This is a genomic window from Paenibacillus enshidis (genome assembly GCF_042136365.1).
In the GTDB taxonomy this organism is placed as follows: Bacteria; Bacillota; Bacilli; order Paenibacillales; family Paenibacillaceae; genus Paenibacillus; species Paenibacillus enshidis.
The window spans coordinates 58,088-76,280 of record NZ_JBHHMI010000016.1 but is presented as its reverse complement, the minus strand read 5'-3'; the positions used below and the strand labels follow the sequence as shown (position 1 = coordinate 76,280).

Annotated in this window: 16 protein-coding genes; 15 read left to right on the top strand and 1 reads right to left on the bottom strand. The window is 50.2% G+C overall.

What is annotated here, in order from left to right:
• Window positions 1-27: 27 nt before the first annotated feature.
• The 15 genes from ACE41H_RS17175 to ACE41H_RS17105 all read left to right on the top strand — a co-directional run bounded on the left by ACE41H_RS17175 (window position 28) and on the right by ACE41H_RS17105 (window position 17,355).
• Window positions 28-1,023, top strand: coding sequence for an ABC transporter permease (locus tag ACE41H_RS17175; RefSeq protein ID WP_375356708.1), 996 nt, complete (start codon window positions 28-30; stop codon window positions 1,021-1,023).
• Window positions 1,024-1,036: 13 nt separating this feature from the next.
• Window positions 1,037-1,942: a carbohydrate ABC transporter permease gene (locus tag ACE41H_RS17170; protein ID WP_375356707.1), complete on the top strand. Its 906-nt coding sequence runs from the start codon at window positions 1,037-1,039 to the stop codon at window positions 1,940-1,942.
• Window positions 1,943-1,970: 28 nt separating this feature from the next.
• Window positions 1,971-3,647: an ABC transporter substrate-binding protein gene (locus tag ACE41H_RS17165; RefSeq protein ID WP_375356706.1), complete on the top strand. Its 1,677-nt coding sequence runs from the start codon at window positions 1,971-1,973 to the stop codon at window positions 3,645-3,647.
• A gap of 334 nt (window positions 3,648-3,981) precedes the next feature.
• On the top strand, window positions 3,982-4,254 hold the full coding sequence (locus ACE41H_RS17160) for a hypothetical protein (RefSeq protein ID WP_375356705.1): 273 nt from the start codon (window positions 3,982-3,984) through the stop codon (window positions 4,252-4,254).
• A gap of 344 nt (window positions 4,255-4,598) precedes the next feature.
• The gene (gene cyoA, locus ACE41H_RS17155) at window positions 4,599-5,600 is read left to right on the top strand and encodes a ubiquinol oxidase subunit II (protein WP_375356704.1); all 1,002 of its coding nucleotides are present in this window, start codon (window positions 4,599-4,601) and stop codon (window positions 5,598-5,600) included.
• Between the two features lie 24 nt (window positions 5,601-5,624).
• The gene (locus tag ACE41H_RS17150; protein ID WP_375356702.1) at window positions 5,625-7,601 is read left to right on the top strand and encodes a cbb3-type cytochrome c oxidase subunit I; all 1,977 of its coding nucleotides are present in this window, start codon (window positions 5,625-5,627) and stop codon (window positions 7,599-7,601) included.
• Window positions 7,601-8,206 (top strand): cytochrome o ubiquinol oxidase subunit III, encoded by a 606-nt coding sequence (gene cyoC, locus ACE41H_RS17145; RefSeq protein WP_375356701.1) that lies wholly within the window; start codon window positions 7,601-7,603, stop codon window positions 8,204-8,206. Before ACE41H_RS17150 ends, cyoC begins: the two co-directional genes overlap by 1 nt.
• Window positions 8,207-8,539 (top strand): cytochrome o ubiquinol oxidase subunit IV, encoded by a 333-nt coding sequence (gene cyoD / locus ACE41H_RS17140; protein ID WP_375356700.1) that lies wholly within the window; start codon window positions 8,207-8,209, stop codon window positions 8,537-8,539.
• 195 nt (window positions 8,540-8,734) lie between these two features.
• Window positions 8,735-10,369 carry a nickel ABC transporter substrate-binding protein gene (nikA, locus tag ACE41H_RS17135; protein ID WP_375356698.1) on the top strand — a complete coding sequence of 545 codons (1,635 nt, stop codon included), beginning with the start codon at window positions 8,735-8,737 and terminating at the stop codon, window positions 10,367-10,369.
• Between the two features lie 18 nt (window positions 10,370-10,387).
• The gene (nikB, locus tag ACE41H_RS17130; protein WP_375356697.1) at window positions 10,388-11,332 is read left to right on the top strand and encodes a nickel ABC transporter permease subunit NikB; all 945 of its coding nucleotides are present in this window, start codon (window positions 10,388-10,390) and stop codon (window positions 11,330-11,332) included.
• Window positions 11,329-12,177 carry a nickel ABC transporter permease subunit NikC gene (gene nikC, locus ACE41H_RS17125; RefSeq protein ID WP_375356696.1) on the top strand — a complete coding sequence of 283 codons (849 nt, stop codon included), beginning with the start codon at window positions 11,329-11,331 and terminating at the stop codon, window positions 12,175-12,177. The genes nikB and nikC overlap by 4 nt, the downstream gene beginning before the upstream one ends.
• Window positions 12,177-13,037, top strand: coding sequence for an ABC transporter ATP-binding protein (locus ACE41H_RS17120; RefSeq protein ID WP_375356695.1), 861 nt, complete (start codon window positions 12,177-12,179; stop codon window positions 13,035-13,037). The genes nikC and ACE41H_RS17120 overlap by 1 nt, the downstream gene beginning before the upstream one ends.
• Entirely contained in the window at window positions 13,038-13,868 is an 831-nt protein-coding gene (gene nikE, locus ACE41H_RS17115; RefSeq protein ID WP_375356694.1) for a nickel import ATP-binding protein NikE, read from the top strand. It begins immediately after the preceding gene.
• A 276-nt stretch (window positions 13,869-14,144) separates the two neighbouring features.
• On the top strand, window positions 14,145-15,170 hold the full coding sequence (locus ACE41H_RS17110; protein WP_375356693.1) for a hypothetical protein: 1,026 nt from the start codon (window positions 14,145-14,147) through the stop codon (window positions 15,168-15,170).
• Window positions 15,171-15,399: 229 nt separating this feature from the next.
• Window positions 15,400-17,355: a heavy metal translocating P-type ATPase gene (locus ACE41H_RS17105; RefSeq protein ID WP_375356734.1), complete on the top strand. Its 1,956-nt coding sequence runs from the start codon at window positions 15,400-15,402 to the stop codon at window positions 17,353-17,355.
• Between the two features lie 2 nt (window positions 17,356-17,357).
• Here the strand turns inward: ACE41H_RS17105 and ACE41H_RS17100 are convergent, their stop codons facing one another.
• Window positions 17,358-18,095, bottom strand: coding sequence for a ZIP family metal transporter (locus ACE41H_RS17100; RefSeq protein WP_375356733.1), 738 nt, complete (start codon window positions 18,093-18,095; stop codon window positions 17,358-17,360).
• Window positions 18,096-18,193 lie beyond the last annotated feature (98 nt).

Below are 18,193 nucleotides of genomic sequence, written 5' to 3'. Positions count from 1 at the left end.
TTGGTAGCATGTAAAAGGGGGATTGTTATGGACACGTTAACCAAACCCGCGCCGCGTAACAATAGGGCTTCCCGCAACACATCCAAGGGCAAAGCCGATTCGAAACGGCACAAGGCCGCTTTTTGGAAAACCGCAGTGCGGCAGAAGTATCTATACCTGATGTCGGTGCCTTTTGTCATATGGGTGTTTGTTTTTAATTACCTTCCTTTATGGGGATGGACGATGGCATTCCAGGATTATAAGCCGGCTCGTTCCTTTAGTGAGCAGAAGTGGGTAGGATTCAAGCATTTCGCGGAGCTTTTTCAGGACGAACGCTTTTACCTGGTGCTGCGCAATACGCTGGCCATGAGCGGGCTCAGCATTGTTTTCGGTTTTGCCGTGCCTATTCTGTTCGCGGTTCTGTTGAATGAACTCAGGGGCATGGTGTTCAAAAGGTTTGTGCAGACGGTTTCCTATCTTCCCCACTTTGTGTCCTGGGTCGTAGTGGCAGGCCTGGTTACCAAAATGCTGTCCATTGACGGCGGTATTGTCAATGACGTGCTCATGGGACTTCACCTGATCGACGAGCCGATCCAGTTCATGGCGAAGGGGAGCTGGTTCTGGTATATTGTAACCGCTTCCGATGTGTGGAAGGAAATGGGGTGGAATACGATCATTTATTTGGCGGCCATTACAGGCATCGATCAGGAGCAATATGAAGCCGCCCGGGTGGATGGAGCCAGCCGGCTGCGGCAGATCTGGCATATTACGCTGCCCGGCATCCGGTCCACCATTGCGGTGCTGTTCATTATGTCCATCGGCCATCTGATCAGCATCGGTTTTGAAAAACAATTTTTGCTCGGCAACAGCCTGGTCATGGATTACTCGGAGGTACTGGATCTGTACGCCTTGAATTACGGTCTGAACATGGGCAGGTTCTCCTACGGAACAGCCATTGGCATTTTTAACTCGGTAGTCAGCATTATCCTGCTCTTCACGGCTAACGGCCTGTTCAAGAAGTTCACCAAAGAAAGCATTATGTAAAGGAGGAGCTCCATTGACCAATAAAGCCTTTAATGCGACGAGATCGGAGAAGCTGTTTGATGTTTTCAATATTCTGTTCATGACGATGGTGCTTGTCATAACGCTTTATCCTTTCCTTAATGTGCTCGCCATTTCGCTTAATAACTCAACCGATACCGTTCGTGGAGGCATTTATATTTGGCCTCGTCAATTTACGCTGGAAAACTACAAAACGATCTTTCAGTATGAGGGGCTTGTGCAGGGCCTGCAAATTTCGATCTTGCGCACGCTGGCAGGAACGCTGCTGGGCCTGCTCAGCGCTTCGATGCTGGCTTTCACCCTGAGCAGAGTGGATTTTCAGGGAAGAAGATTCGTTTCCGTATTTCTGGCCCTGACCATGTACTTCTCCGGCGGTTTGATTCCGGTCTATATTCTGATGCGGGATCTCCATTTGATCGGCACCTTCTGGGTGTATATCTTACCCGGAATTGTCAGTGCGTTTAATGTATTTGTCGTACGTTCGTTTATCGACGGTCTGCCCTATGCCTTGCAGGAATCGGCCAAACTGGACGGAGCCAACGATTTTACGATCTACTGGAGGATTATTCTTCCTCTCTGCAAGCCTGTATTGGCTACCATTGCCCTGTTTCTGGCGGTAGGCCAGTGGAATGCATGGTTTGACACATATTTGTACAACGGCTCGAAAGAGCATCTTACCACGCTTCAATATGAGCTTATGAAAGTGCTTCAGAGCACCCAGCAGGGTGGCAGCGGATCGGTCCGAAATGTCAATGACATGGCTCAGCAAATGACGCAGATTTCGCCGGAATCCATCAAAATGGCCATCACGATTGTGGTTACATTGCCGATTCTGCTGGTATACCCGTTCCTGCAAAAATATTTTGTCGGAGGTATGACGCTGGGAGCAGTTAAGTCCTGAACCTTACTTTTCTCTGGGAGGAACTCAAATGTTTTCAAGAAAGATTGCCCAATTCACCCTCATTCCTCTGCTGTCCCTTTCCCTGCTCGCAGGCTGCGGGAGTGGCGAAGAGCAGCTTGCCTCAAGCAGCGGAACCGATCCGATTACGTTCACTTTTTTTGGCGCGGACTCGAGTCCGCAATGGAACCATATGAAAGATGAGATCGGACAGGAAATCATTAAGCGGACAGGTGTTACCCTTGATGCGGAGTTTGCGATCAGCGACGGCGGTAAAGATCGTATTTCCCTCATGGCCGCCAGCGGTGATTATCCGGACCTGGTGTCTGCCAAAGCGGAAGTGGCAAAGCTGGTGGATGCCGGCGCCATGCTGGATTTGACGGATCTGATCAATGAACATGCGCCGAATCTGAAGAAGCTGTACGGACCCTACATGGACCGTTTGAAATACAGTCTTGAGGATCCCTCGATTTACGTGATTCCTTCCTATGCCGGGGTGGATCAGACCTACTTTGATGCTACAGGTGGATTTGAAATTCAGCACAGGGTGCTGAAAGAGCTCGGATATCCGGAGGTGAGGACGCTCGAAGATTTTGAAAACGTGCTGAGAGCCTATAAGGAGAAGCACCCGACGATTGACGGGCAGCCCACCATCCCGCTTACGCTGGATGCGGATGACTGGAGAATCATGATTACGGTGACCAATCCGGCATTTCAGGCGACCGGGGCCCCGGATGACGGGGAATATTACATCGATCCTCAAACCCATGAAGCCAAGCTGCATTACAAGCGGCCGGAGGAAAAGGAATATTTCCGCTGGCTGAACAAGATGTACAACGAAGGGCTGCTTGACAAGGAAAGCTTTGTGCAGAAAAGCGACCAGTACAAGTCCAAGATTGCAAGCGGGCGCGTGCTTGGACTGATTGATCAGGAGTGGGGATATCAGGACGCAGAAAATGCTTTGAAAACCGCAGGCAAGGCGGATGCCACCTATGCTCACTTCCCGGTCACATTGTCAGAAGAATACAAAGACCGCACCTTCCAGAATGCAGGTTTTACCTCAGGCTATGGTGTCGGCATTACGACCTCTTGTAAAGACCCGGTGCGGGCCATTAAATTCCTTGACTTCCTTGCTTCCGAAGAAGGGCAGGTGCTGCTCAATTGGGGGATCGAGGGCAAGCATTACGAGGTGAAGGACGGTAAGCGGGTCATTCCAGAGGATGTGCTGAACGAGAAAACCAACAATGCCACCAGCTTCCAAAAAAATACCGGGATCGATCTGTATACGCTGATGAGCGGGCATTACGGCGATGGAGTTAAAGACTCCACAGGCAATTATTATACAACCAAATTCCCGGAGCAGATTGTCGCATCCTACTCCGAGCCTGAGAAAGAAACGTTAAAAGCTTATGGAGTCGAGACCTGGAAGGAGCTGTTCCCGGATAAGGAGGAATTCCCGGTCAAGCCGTGGGGAGCAGCCTACAATCTGACCGTCGAGACCGGCTCCAATTACCATGTTACCTTCGAGAAGACACAGGACATCATCCGCAAACGCATCCCGGAAGCCATTCTGAGCCCGCCCGAAAGCTTTGATGCAGCATATGACGGCATGCTGCAGGAACTGGACGCAGCCGGTGCGGTTAAAATGGAACAGGAGTATACACAACTGATCAAGGACCGCGTACAATTATGGAGCGGACAGTCTTAACCGAGGGATTCCCCAAGAATCCTTCTGAGAAGGGTTCTTTCTACTTTTTCATTTTTTTGGGGTACTAAAGGCTGAGAACAGGGTAAACTGCTTCCTGTTCTCAGCCTTTTTTTGATTTTATGGGTGTAACAAATTCCTTTTGGTTGCCAGTTCCTTTTACTGTTAAGTAGGGATATGCACGGAGCGTCTCAGAACAAGGAAACGGTAAGCCATAGGTTTTTGTTTACCAGGACTCGCATTCTGTTTAATTAAGCATTACATGGTTTCCATGTTTTTGCGGGATACTTAACAGGTATCGGGAATTGGAAATGAGCTTTGGAAGGAGGGTGTTGTTATGTCTTACAGAACCCAGCCCATTGATAAAGTAGAAACAAAGGACAAGCGGATGAAGCGCTCCGTAGCGGCCATGACTTTCTTTTTCTGGGTGGCGTTAATTATAGGATTGGTCACCATCGTGGTCAATTTGAGCTTCTTCAGTGATCGTAATTTGGGGCTGATGATCGGGATCGGTTTTGTGGTGGGAAGTATATTTATTTACTTTATAGGGAAATATATGGGTGCTATACGCAAAAGAGAAGACCAGGAGGATGGCAATGACCTTCGCTAGAAGATATCTGCACCCATGAATGTACTTAGTGAATTGCTATGAGAAGATCTTCGGTGAGCGGAAACGGCTGCGTCGGGGATCTTTTTTTAAGATTATAGATTATAGGCTATGAAAGCCTGGGCAGAGCTGAATAGACAGCGTTTTCTTGGGCCAGAATACCGAACCTGATCCGGTGAAGATTTGCAAGAGAAAAAATTTTTTTTGAGATTAAATTCACAAAATCAAAAGAAATATCGACAAATTTGTTAACAACACAAAAAAACGAGTAATTTTCTGCTATCTTATATAAGGACAGATTGAAATGGGTGTGTAGTTAGAGCACATTTTAAGGAGAGGGGAACATCATGAACAAAAAACCAAAAGCTGTTATTGCATTGGTTTTGACCGTGCTCACGGTAGCCTTGATCATTTGGACGTGTTTTTTCTCGGGCGGAAGCTATTGGGTTTTCGATTCCCAGGGACCAATTGGCCAAGCGCAAAAAGAGCTGATTATTATTACTACCGTTCTGGCCTCGGTAGTAATTCTCCCGGTCATGGTCATGACATTCGTGATCATCTGGCGCTACCGGGACAGACCGGACAGCAAGGCCAAATACAAGCCGCATTGGGATGACAGCGCGAAGCTGGAGACGATCTGGTGGGGGATTCCGATCATTATTATCATCGCTATCGGAATAATTACTGCAAAATATACGTATGACCTTGAGCCCTCCAAGCCAATAGCTTCTGCACAGAAACCCATTACCATTCAGGTTAGCTCCCTGGACTGGAAGTGGCTGTTTATGTACCCGGATGAAGGGATTGCAACGGTGAACACCCTGACAATTCCCGAGGATGTGCCGGTCCGTTTCGAACTGACGTCCGATGCTCCGATGAACTCCTTCTGGATTCCTCAGCTCGGCGGTCAGATCTATACGATGTCAGGCATGGCCATGACCCTGCATTTGCAGGCGGATCACCCGGGAACTTATTACGGCTCGGGTGCCAACTTTAGCGGTGAGCATTTTGCGCAAATGAGATTTGACGTGAACGCCGTAACCAGCGACCAATACAACCAATGGGTGCAACAAGCTAAGCAGGAGAATAACCCGCTCACAGAGGACGGTTATACCGCTCTCGCGCAGCCGGGCGTGGGACAGAAGACAACCTATTCCGCATTCCCTGAAGGCTTGTTTCAACGGATTGTTACGAAATACGTTGTAGAAGGTTCCGAAAATCCTCATGGCGGTCACGGAGCTCACGCGCCGGCTGTAACGGAGACTGCTTCTGCGGAAGCAGCAGCCAAGACGGCGTCGACTGCCGGCAATGAAGAGGGGCAAGCAAGTCATTCTAGTGCAGGACATTAATGATCTCGGGAAAGGAGGCCCCCAATGCTAGACAGATTGATTGAGTTTGCACAATTCTTTTTCGTTACCGGCGATCCCCTCATTTATGGGGCAATGGTATCGATCGCACTTGCAACAATTGCGATTTTATTCGTGCTGACTTACTTTAAAAAATGGGGCTGGCTCTGGAAAAACTGGTTGACGACGGTTGACCATAAGAAAGTCGGTATTATGTACATCCTGGCATCAATCCTGATGCTGTTCCGCGGTGGTGTGGATGCCCTCATGATGCGTGCCCAAATCGCGCTTCCTGATATTAACTTCCTGCACCCTGAACACTACAACCAGGTATTTACGACACACGGTACGATCATGATCCTCTTCATGGCGATGCCGCTGATGTTCGGTCTTTTCAACATTGCGGTTCCCCTGCAAATCGGGGCGCGCGACGTTGCTTTTCCTTTCCTGAACGCCCTCAGCTTCTGGCTGTTCTTTATGGGTGCGATGCTGTTCAACCTGTCCTTCATTATCGGCGGTTCGCCGGATGCAGGCTGGCTCAGCTATCCGCCTTTGTCAGAGCTGCAGTATAGTCCGGGCGTAGGACAAAACTTCTATATCTGGGGTATACAGATCTCAGGTATCGGTTCACTTGCAACAGGTATCAACTTTATCGTAACGATTATTAAAATGCGTGCTCCAGGCATGACCTGGATGAAGATGCCGATGTTCACATGGTCGGTATTCGCATCTTGTATCATCATCATTTTTGCATTCCCGATTCTGACGGTCACCCTTGCACTGCTGTTCCTGGACCGCTTTGGCGGCGGGCATTTCTTCACGCTTGATATGGGCGGCAATCCGATGATGTATATCAACCTGATCTGGATGTGGGGTCACCCTGAGGTTTATATCGTGGTGCTTCCTGCTTTCGGTATTTATTCGGACGTTATCAGCACATTTGCGAAAAAGAGACTGTTCGGCTATAAATCCATGGTGTTCGCGATGCTGATTATCAGTGTTCTGTCCTTCTTCACTTGGGCTCACCACTTCTTTACAATGGGCTCGGGCGCGGATGTCAATGCCTTCTTTGCGATAAGCACGATGGCGATAGCCATTCCGACAGGGGTTAAAGTATTTAACTGGCTGTTTACGATGTACCGTGGCAAGCTGAGCTTCCCGACACCGATGATGTGGGCGATCGCGTTCATCCCGAACTTCCTGATCGCAGGTCTGACGGGTGTCATGCTCGCAGTGGCACCGGCAGACTTCCAGTTCCATAACAGCTACTTCCTGATCGCTCACTTCCACTCCGCTCTGATCGGTGGTGTTGTGTTCGGTTATTTTGCAGGCCTGTATTACTGGTGGCCCAAAATGTTCGGCTTCTCCCTGCCTGAGAATCTGGGCAAATGGGCGTTCTGGTTCTGGAACATCGGCTTCTATGTCTGCTTCCTGCCGCAATACTCGCTTGGTCTGATGGGTATGACCCGTCGGATCAGCACCTACGGCTGGGATACAGGCTGGGCTCCGCTCAACTTCGTGTCCACGATCGGTGCGTTCCTGATGGGGATTGCATTCCTCTTCCAGGTTGCACAAATCGGCGTAGGCATCAAGAATTACCGCAAGCTGAAAGCATCTGGCGATCCTTGGGATGCACGGACGCTGGAATGGTCCATTCCATCTCCTGCGCCTGAATACAACTTCGCTACCATTCCGCAGGTTACAGACCGTGATGAGTGGTGGGAGGAGAAAGAACGCCGCAAACAGGGGATTTACAAGGAAGAACAGCCAATCGAACCGATCCATATGCCGAAAAACTCGGCCATTCCGTTCATTATGTCGGTGTGCTGGTTTGTTGCAGGCTTCGGCTTCGTATTCGGCTGGTTGATCTTTATCATTCCAGGCTTGCTCGGTGTTGCGGCTTGTATGATCGCCCGTTCCTTCTACTCGTACGACGCGGACTACTATATCCCTGTGGATGAAGTTAAACGCACCGAAGCGGCTATAAGAGGAGGGTCGGTATAATGGCACAAGCAACATCACATCATGGCCACGGCCATGACCATGGGCATCACGATCCTCAGGAACTGAAAATGCTCGGCTTCTGGATTTTCCTGGTTACCGACGTTATTTTGTTTAGTACATTGTTCGCTACGTTCTCTGTTTTACGGAACAATACGGCTGGAGGACCAGGACCTGAAATTTTTAATATGACAGGTGTCGTTCTCGAAACCTTCCTTCTGCTTACGAGCAGTTTTACAAGCGGTATCGCTGTGCTGGCCATGAATAAAGGCAACCTGAAGCAGCTTCTCGCCTGGCTCGTGGTCACTGTATTGCTCGGCCTCGGCTTCCTGGGGCTTGAAATTTACGAGTTTGTAGAAATGACTCATGAAGGGGCGACCTTCATGACCAGCGCTTATCTGTCTGCGTTCTTTACCTTGGTAGGTACACACGGATTGCACGTTTCCGTAGGTATCTGCTGGATGATCGGCCTTATGATTCAGCTGAAGCGGCGGGGGATTACCGATGTAACCAGAGGCAAAATCTCTGCGATCAGCTTGTATTGGCACTTTTTGGATGCGGTCTGGATTTTCGTACTTTCAGTTGTCTATCTGATGGGGGTGATGTAGATGGCACAGCACCACACTGGCGCGGATTCGCACGGGCATGAAAGCCACGGCTCCATGAAATCCTACGTTATCGGTTTTATTCTGTCCATCGTTCTGACCATCATTCCGCTGGTTGTTGTTTTAAATCACATGATGGGCAAGACCGCGACCATGGTTGTTATTCTGGTGACCGCCGTCCTGCAATTTATCGTACAGCTCTTCTTCTTCATGCATATCCGTGAGGGAGATGGACCAAAATGGAATGTTATGACCCTGATCCTCGGGGTTGTCATCCTGCTGACGATTGTGGGCGGATCGATCTGGATCATGACTTACAATATGGTTGCTCATTAATGATCTAAACCAAAGGACCTCAGACCCATGATTGAATGGGTCTTAGGTCCTTTTTTTACAGCCAAATTCAGCTCTGGGCACGATAAATAATCTTGTTGACACTTCTAATTGATAAAGGTTATCATTAGCGATAATTGATAATAATTATCAATGGTATTCGCAGAAAGAGAGAGACTGAGAGGGGTCAACTAAGAAATGCATACAAGAACGAGGAAATCGATGGTTCTACTAGTGGCGGCAATGCTTCTCTTGTCCAGCGTGCTCGCAGGTTGTTCCAAAGCGGAAAACACACCTGTACAAGGGAATGCTGCGGCAAGCCAAACGGCTGAAGAAAAGGTCGTTACCTTATCTTGGCCACGTGATATCGGACCGATGAATCCGCATGTGTACAATCCGTCGCAGCTTATCGCGCAGTCGATGATCTTCGAGCCTTTGGTCAATTACGGTGAAGGGGGCAAACTGGAGCCTGCATTGGCCGAGTCCTGGACAATCTCCGAAGATGGCAAGGAATACATATTTAAAATCCGTCAGGGCGTAAACTTCTCTGATGGTACGCCTTTTAACGCATCGATTGTGAAAAAGAATTTTGATGCCATTATGAAGAATGTCGATAATCACAGCTGGCTTGGCTTTATCGCGCTTCTGGATAAGACCGAAGCAGTGGATGAGTCCACGTTTAAGCTGACATTAAAAGAACCTTATTATCCGACCATCCAGGAGCTGTCTGTCGTTCGTCCTGTTCGCTTCCTTGGTGAGGCCGGTTTTCCGGATGATGGAGATACATCGAAAGCCGTTAAAGCCCCGATAGGTACAGGACCATGGATGCTGACCGATTATAAAACGGATGAATATGCAACTTTCACCCGCAACCCGAACTATTGGGGCGAGCAGCCGAAGGTGGACAAAATCGTCATCAGAATTATTCCTGACGGCGATACACGCGTGCTGGCTTTTGAGAAGGGCGAACTTGATCTGATTTATGGCGAAGGTATGATCAGCCTGGATGCATACAAGCAGCTTAAGGCATCCGGTGAGTATGAGACCAAACTCTCTGCACCTGTTGCAACGAGACAACTCGTCTTGAATACGGCTAATGAAGCGTTGGCAGACTTGAACGTGCGGCTTGCGCTGCAGGCGGGTTTTAACAAACAGGCGATGGTTGATGGTGTTACGTCCGGGTTCGAAGAGAAGGCCGATAACTTGCTGCCTACAAACTTGCCGTATACGAATATTTCAATTGCACCTGTTTCTTATGATGTAGAGAAAGCCAAATCCTATCTGGATGAAGCGGGATGGCAGCTGCCGGAGGGCAAAACAGTTCGTGAAAAGGACGGCAAACCGCTTGAGCTTGAGCTGATTTATGAGAAATCCGAGCAAGTTCAGAAACCGATGGCCGAGACGCTGCAGGCGGAGTGGGCCGCAATTGGTGTTAAACTGAACATTACAGGTCTCGATCTGACCGAGCAAATCAAAAGGTTCCGTGCAAATGACTTTGACCTGAACTTCTTCAGCAACTACGGCTCGCCGTATGACCCGCACTCCTTTATTCAGATTACGGCTGAGAAGGGCTTTGGGATATCGGAAGCATTGGCCAACCTGCCGATGAAGGCACAGCTTGATCAGCAAATTCATGATGCGCTCGTCTCAACGGATGAGAAGAAGCGTGAAGAGCTGTATGGTTCCATTCTGACGACGATGCAAGAGCAGGCTGCGATTATTCCAATCTCTTATGTGAAGAAAATGATCGTTGCTAACAAGAAACTGGGCGGCGTTGAATTTCCGGCGAATCGGGATGGCAATGCGTTCTCAAGTTTGCAGATTAACGAGTAAGCGACAGGGAGGCCATACATGGGCGGTTTTATTGGGAAACGGCTGCTTGCCGTTATACCACTCATATTTTTTGCCACACTGCTGGCCTTTATCTTAGTCCATCTCTCACCGGTTGATCCGGCTGAAGCTTACCTGACAGCAGCGCATATTCATCAGACCGACGAGATTCTCGCCCAGAAAAGGCATGAATTCGGCTTGGACCAGCCGTTTCCCGTACAATACGCTCATTTCCTGATGAAGATGTGCCGACTGGATTTCGGCACATCTTATCTTTCGAATGAACCGGTTTGGGAAGAGGTAGCCAAGCGCATCCCTGCCACACTTGAGCTGGCGTTCAGCAGTATTGCATTAGCTATACTCATCAGTGTTCCAATCGGATTTTTGTCTGCCATTCATAAGAATGGAATTGTTGATCATCTCGGCAGGATCATTGCTTTTTTTGGAGCATCGATTCCTCAGTTTTGGCTTGGATATTTGCTCATATTCATTTTTTCCGTCAAGCTGGATCTCCTGCCTGTCCAGGGAACCGGCACATGGCTGCATCTTTTGCTGCCTTCGTTAACCTTGGCAATGGGATTGATCGCTATCTATTCCCGTCTGCTGCGTACCACTGTTCTGGAACAATTGCAGGAGTCTTATGTATTGTATGCGAGAACAAGGGGCATAAAAGAGCGGGTCATTCTGGGCAGGCATGTATTGCGTATTGCATTCTCACCGATGCTGACCGGACTAGGGATGAACATGGGAAAATTGCTCGGAGGCACGGTCATTGTGGAGGAAGTGTTCTCCTGGCCCGGATTCGGGCGGTATTTTATTGAAGCGATCTTTAATCGGGACATACCGGTGATTCAATGTTATGTGCTTGTTTCAGCCTGTTTGTTCATTGTGTGCAATTTGCTTGTAGACCTGCTGCAGATGGTGCTTGATCCTCGCATTTCACGGGGAGGGAGGGTTCAGCGATGATTTCCGCATTACGAGTCCGCCTCAGGAATCCCCAAATCGCAATAGCCAGTTCGATTGTTTTACTGCTGCTGTTTCTGCTTACGATTCTCGCCCCCTGGATTGCACCGCATGATCCAGTACAGGTGAACCTCGCAATGAAGCTTAAGCCGCCTTCATGGGACTACCCATTGGGGACAGACCAGTTGGGGCGTTGTATACTGTCCCGCCTGTTATATGGAGCACGCGTTTCACTTGGCTTTGCCTCGCTCATATTCATTTCATCGCTTGGCATTGGACTGTTCATCGGAACGTTGTCCGGGTACATTGGGGGCTGGGCGGATTATGTCCTCATGCGTTTTTGTGAAGGAGTCATGGCTTTTCCCACACTGGTGCTGGTGCTTGGTCTTGTCGGCGTATTTGGTCCGGGCCTGGCTCAGGTCGTTCTGGCCATGGTGCTTGTACAGTGGGTCTATTATGCCCGCATGTTCAGGGGAATGGTGCTGAGCTTGAAGGAGAGAAATTTCATTGCTGCAGCACGGATCAGCGGCTCCTCGCGATGGAACATCATTAGGCGGCATATCATTCCGAACGTTCTTCCGCCGGTTATGGTGATGGGAACGCTGGAGATCGGCTGGGCCATTATGGATATCGCGGCACTTTCCTTTCTGGGGCTTGGCATTCAGCCTCCTTCGCCAGAGTGGGGTGCTATGATTCATGAAGGGAAAGCATATATCCGGAGCAATCCGGAACTGATGCTGTACCCGGGGCTTCTCATTCTGCTTATCGTTGCCATGTTTAATTTGCTAGGCGAAGCTTTGTCGGAGCGGCTGGGCGTCAAACGTGTTGGAAAGGACGTGGAGCTTTAATGATTCAACCGGAGCCTGTACTGGAAGTAAACGGACTAAAGGTCAAAGCGTATACGCCGGATGGCATTGTCTCTCTCGTCCATGGGATCAGCTTTGAGCTACAGCCAGGAAGAGTGCTCGGCATTGTTGGCGAGAGCGGTTGCGGAAAGACGGTGACCAGTTTGGCGCTGCTGCAGCTGCTTGACCGCAAGCAGACTCTCATTGAAGGCAGCATACGGCTCCAGGGTGTTGAACTAAACGGCATGAGACCACGTGTTATGCAAGCCATTCGAGGGAGAGATATCGGGATTATCATGCAAAATCCAATGAATGTATTTTCTCCTGTCACGACGATCGGCTCCCAATTCATTGAGACGATTCGAACACATGCAAGGCTTACACGGAGGGAAGCAGCAGAGTTAGCCATCACTTCGATGGAGGATGTCTGCTTGCCGAATGCGGCCGATGTCATGCATCGATATCCGTTTCAACTAAGCGGCGGGATGCTGCAGCGGGTGATGATCGCCATCTCCATGTGCTTGAAGCCGGTGGTCATTATCGCAGATGAGCCGACGACAGCGCTGGATGCGGTTAATCAGCTGCAGGTTTTGCGGCAGCTGGACCAGCTGCGCCGGAACTATGGCACCTCGGTTCTGCTGATCTCTCATGATTTGGGGGTTATTGCGGAACTGGCTGATGATGTGATTGTTATGCAGCACGGTCAAATCGTCGAACGGGCGGATGTATATGAACTATTCGATCATCCACAGCATGCATATACGAAGCAGCTTCTGCAAGCGCGCCCAGCCTTGAAGTCCAACGCTCTTGGGGCCTTTACACGCATAAGCCAGGAGTTGAAGCAGAAGAGTATGGAGGGTTAGATGAGTCTTTTACAGGTTAAGGATATCTCTCATGCATACCGTTCATCCAAACGGCTGTGGCGGTCTGGAAGTCTGACGGCAGTGCTTTCGAAGGTGTCGTTTGCGATTGAACCTGGTCAATGCCTGGGTCTGCTCGGTACAAGCGGAGCAGGCAAGAGTACACTGGGCAAGGTCATTCTTGGCATGGAGCGGCCACGTCAAGGACGGGTTATCTTCCAGGGACATGACCTTTACAATGTGGATCCACAAACAGCCAGACTGCTTCGGAGGGATTTACAGGTGGTGTTTCAAGATTGCTATTCTTCGGTCAATCCGCGCATGACTGCTGAACAGATCATCGCGGAGCCGCTGGATAATTACGAGAATCTCACCCGGGTTGACCGGAAACGGCGGGTTGGAGAACTGCTTGAAGCAGTCGGGTTAAAGGCAGCAGATATGCAGAGGTATCCCCATACATTCAGCGGCGGGCAGCTCCAGCGCATTAATATCGCACGAGCAATCGCTTTGAAGCCGAAGCTGATCGTACTGGACGAACCTGTCAGCAGTTTGGATATGGTGAATCAAACCCGGATTTTGACTCTCCTTAGCGAATTGAAAGCGACGCTTGGTCTTTCGTATCTTTTTATAACGCATGATGTAAAGGCGGCACATGTAATTTCAGATTCGCTGGCTGTAATGAAAGAAGGGCGGATTGTAGAGCTGTGTAGTGACAAAAACCAACTGGCGGCATCCACACATCCCGCGGTGTGTGAGTTGTACGCTTCTGTCCTTCCGGAGCACCCTCGGGATCGTTTACTTGGAAGAGAGGCCAGCGGCCCGACTTCTCCATAAAACTAATCGAATGAAAACAAATAGATCCTCATCCCCAAACCGGGATTGCGGATCTATTTGTTTAATGGCAGGAGTATGAGGTATGAGCTTTAGAATTGTCCTGTCAGGTGAACCATCACACACGATGATGCAGAAAGAACCATCCGCAGCAGGCATAGGAGTATAAATCCGGTGTTGGCTTAATACGCTAGAGGAGTAATGCAGTTCCAACACCTTGGTAAGCGCTTACCGACAACTTGCTTCATGAATGAGCCGGATCGAAAGGAAGGTGTATCCATGGATTACGATTTGGATAAGGAGGAGACTGCGATAAGCAGTAAATCTGTTCCTTTGCTGGTGGAGCTTGTTCAAAGAGGCGTCATGAGCAAACCGGATGCGCTGCTGCAGCATTTTCTGGAGGATGCAATCCGCAGGCATTCTGACGCGGCCCTGTTTCATGCACCGTGGAATTCAGCAGAGGACACCTTGCTGGAATGGTGCGACGATTTCCGGTTTTTGCAGCTGCGGTTGAACGCCGGTTGGGAGAGCAGGATGGTGTCGCACGGAAGAAAAGCTGATGGGCTTTGTCTCTTCAGCGGCGGGCTGCGGCAGGAGGGGAAAATAGCCAATTTTCTTGAGTCCTATATGTCCGCCAATAACCCGGAGAAGCGCAGCTTGCTGTCTGGCCGGATGATCAGCTGGCTCGAGCACGAGTATGAGCGCTGGTTTGAGCATATGAAAGGCCAGCCGGTAACCGTACCTCTTGTCCAGGAGTCAGGTGTCTCTCCGTATAAGGATTATTTTCTGGATCAGCAGTTGGAGGCGTTCATGCGTGCAGCACTCAAGGCTATGAGGAACGGCTGGGAGCCGGTGCCCGAGATTGTAATCGCCAATCCTGGAGAAGCAGATGCATTCAGAAAGCTGCGCGAATGGGTGGATGCTGTAGCCGAGCAGACGTTATGGACTTACTACCGCAGTGTGCCTTACCGCATCGGTGCGCTGCTGTCTGCTAACCAGGCCTTACCGGCAGCCGCAGCGGAGCTTGCATATTATACCGACTTGCTCTTTATTGATTACACGCAAATGCTTCCGAATCATGCTGAACTTGATAAAATTATAAAATCCGTACGCAGGATCAGGCCCACCATGGAGATATGGGCCATTTTCAGCCATATGGATGAGTATACCGAGTCTGCTTTTCAATCGGGCGTTTCGGGACTCGTCTGCCCTCCGTCCGAGGCGGCGTTCTTTAAACTTAAAGCCGCGCAGTCGGCACTGCGTCAGAATCAAGGCGGGGAAGAAATGCGGCAAATTTTTGGATGAAGGCTTCTTGTCCGGTTGGCCTATTTTTAGTTCGGCATGTTTACATTTCCCGGGTGCAGGGCGTATAATAGAAGAAAGTTTCATCAGCGCAAAATATTTGATTAATTGCAAAATTGATTATCATTCTCATTTAAACATGCTGCTTTGCCTATATGGCGAAGCAGCATGTGTCATTTTAAGGGCAGTAACAATGGCTCTCATTCTCAATTAGAAAAGGACTGTGATGAAAATGCAGGCTATCAACAACGTTTTTCCCCCTTCTGTCAGAGTTGGAGCGGCTAAAACGGGCAACCAGGGACCCGGCCGCAAACGCCGGTTTCAGCTTAGCAGCATGCTTAAAAACAAAGAAATACAAACCGCAGCGGCGAGTGGTGTTCTGATGCTGTCCGCATGGGGAGTGTCTCATTGGTCGTATTGGCTGTCTATTGTGCTGTATATTTTGTCCTATACGCTCGGCGGATGGGCCAAGGCGCGGGACGGTATAGAAACACTGGTGAAAGAGCGTGATCTGGATGTAAATCTGCTGATGATCGCGGCTTCGCTCGGTGCTGCCGCTATCGGCTACTGGAATGAAGGGGCGATGCTTATCTTCATATTTGCGCTTAGCGGTGCGCTGGAGAGCTATACGAACGAGCGCAGCAGCAAGGATATTTCGGAGCTGATGGCGTTAAAGCCTGAGACGGCGCTTCGCCTTACCGGCAAGGAGATGGAAACGGTAAACATAGATGAACTCGTTCCAGGCGATCTGCTGCTCGTCAAGCCGGGCGAACTGATTCCTGCTGACGGGCGCGTTACCAAGGGATTTTCTGTTGTCAATCAGGCGTCCATTACAGGGGAGTCGGTGCCTGTGGACAAAACAGCGGGAGATGAAGTGTACGCAGGCACTTTGAACGGGGAAGGCGTATTGTACGTGGAGGTCACGAAAAATACCGAGGAAACGCTGTTCGCCAAAATCATCAGGCTGGTGGAGGAGGCGCAGACGGAGGTCCCCGACTCGCAGCGTTTTATCAAGCGTTTCGAATCCGTTTATGCGCGGATCGTGGTAGGCGTTACCCTTTTGATCATTGCCGGTGCTCCGCTTCTGCTGGGCTGGAGCTGGCAGCAGGCCTTCTATAAGGCGATGGTATTCCTGGTAGTGGCGTCTCCCTGTGCCTTGGTGTCTTCCATTATGCCGGCGGTATTGTCCACGATATCGAACAGAGCACGCAAAGGAATCCTCTTTAAGGGCGGGGCGCATGTTGAAAATATGGCTTTGACCGCTGTCGTGGCCTTTGACAAGACGGGCACGCTGACTGTCGGGGCGCCAATAATAACGGACTGGGCGACAGCCGAGGGATATGCGGAGGATGAGGTGCTTTCAACGGCAGCGTCCATTGAAGCATTTTCCATGCATCCGCTGGCAAGAGCTGTGGTGAAGAAAGCGGCTGAACGGCAGCTCCCCCTGCCGGAAGTGGCAAATGTTCAATCGCTGACAGGTTGGGGAATGGAAGGCGAGGCTCATGGCACACACTGGAAAATCGGACGGACCGATATCCTTGATCAAGTGGAGAATGCCACGTTGTGGAAAGAATTGCGCAGCCAATTCGAAGGGGAAGGCAAGACGGTATCTGTCATCCTGCATGAAGGGCAGGTTGCCGCACTGTTTGCCATGCGGGATGAGCTGCGCCCGCAGGCGTCCGAAGCGGTACAGCGTCTGCGTAGCATGGGCGTGAAGGTGGTCATGCTGACGGGTGACCGCCATGAGACGGCATCCGTCATTGCAGCCCAAGCCGGAGTGGACCAGGTGTATGCGGGACTCACCCCTGAAGACAAGGTTAATCATGTCAGAGGCTTGCGGGAGCGTTACGGCCATGTCGTGATGGTTGGAGACGGTGTAAATGATGCACCGGCTCTCGGGGCGGCAACAGTAGGACTGGGCATGGGCATGAACGGAAGCGGTGCGGCACTTGAGGTGGCCGATGTCGTTCTGATGAATGACGGCATTGAAGAGATTGCTCCAACCATTGCATTGGCCCGCCGCGCCCAGCGGATTATCAAGCAGAATATGATTTTTGCGATTACGGTTATTCTGCTGCTGATTGCGGGCAACTTTCTGGAGAACATTGCGCTTCCACTGGGGGTAGTAGGACATGAAGGAAGCACACTGCTTGTGATCCTGAACGGGCTTCGTCTGCTTCGCTCCTGAAGTTAAAGCCATTCCGTCAGGCCGATCATGGTGAGCAGTCCGAGCAAAAAGGATAAGGTTGCCGTACGCTGATTGCCGTCCCCGTGACTTTCGGGGATCAATTCCTTGTAGACGATGAACATCATCGCACCGGCGGCAAATGCCAGTCCATAGGGCACCAGGCCGGAAACAAAGGAGCTCAGATAATATCCGATCATGCTGGTCACGATCTCGACTGCCCCCGTCAGTGTTGCAATACCAAGTGCCTTTAGCCGGCCTATATTCTGGTTTACGAGAAACAGGGCAACAATAAAGCCTTCCGGGGCATTTTGCAAACCGATGGAGAAGGCGATCAGGTTGCCCAGGTTCTGATCCTCACTGGCGTAGCTGACCCCGACCGATAGCCCCTCAGGAAGATTGTGCAGTGTGATGGCCGCGATAATCAGAAAAGCCTTGGCCTCAATGGGCACAAGAGGCCCCTGATCAGGATTTTCCAAATCAACATGGGGGATATTCATCTCCAGTACAAGCAGCACGAGCGCCCCCAGCAGCAGCCCTGCGGTCAAAACAAACAAGTTGGAATGGCCGAGCGCCTCGGGAATCAGGTTATACATGGAGGCTGAGGTCATAATGCCTGCCGCGTAGGCGAGCATGATGTCGCGCAGGCGGTGGGTTATCGTTCTTCTCATGAATAGAATCGGTATAGCGCCGATTCCTGTAGACAAGGCAGATATAAAGCTGCCGATCAATACGTCGTACATTGCCGCAAATTCCTCCACTTTTGCATCTCTTGTCATTCATGAAAACTTCATTTGACTCTTTTCAGGCAGTCCAGCATAATAAATATTAATTTAGAATG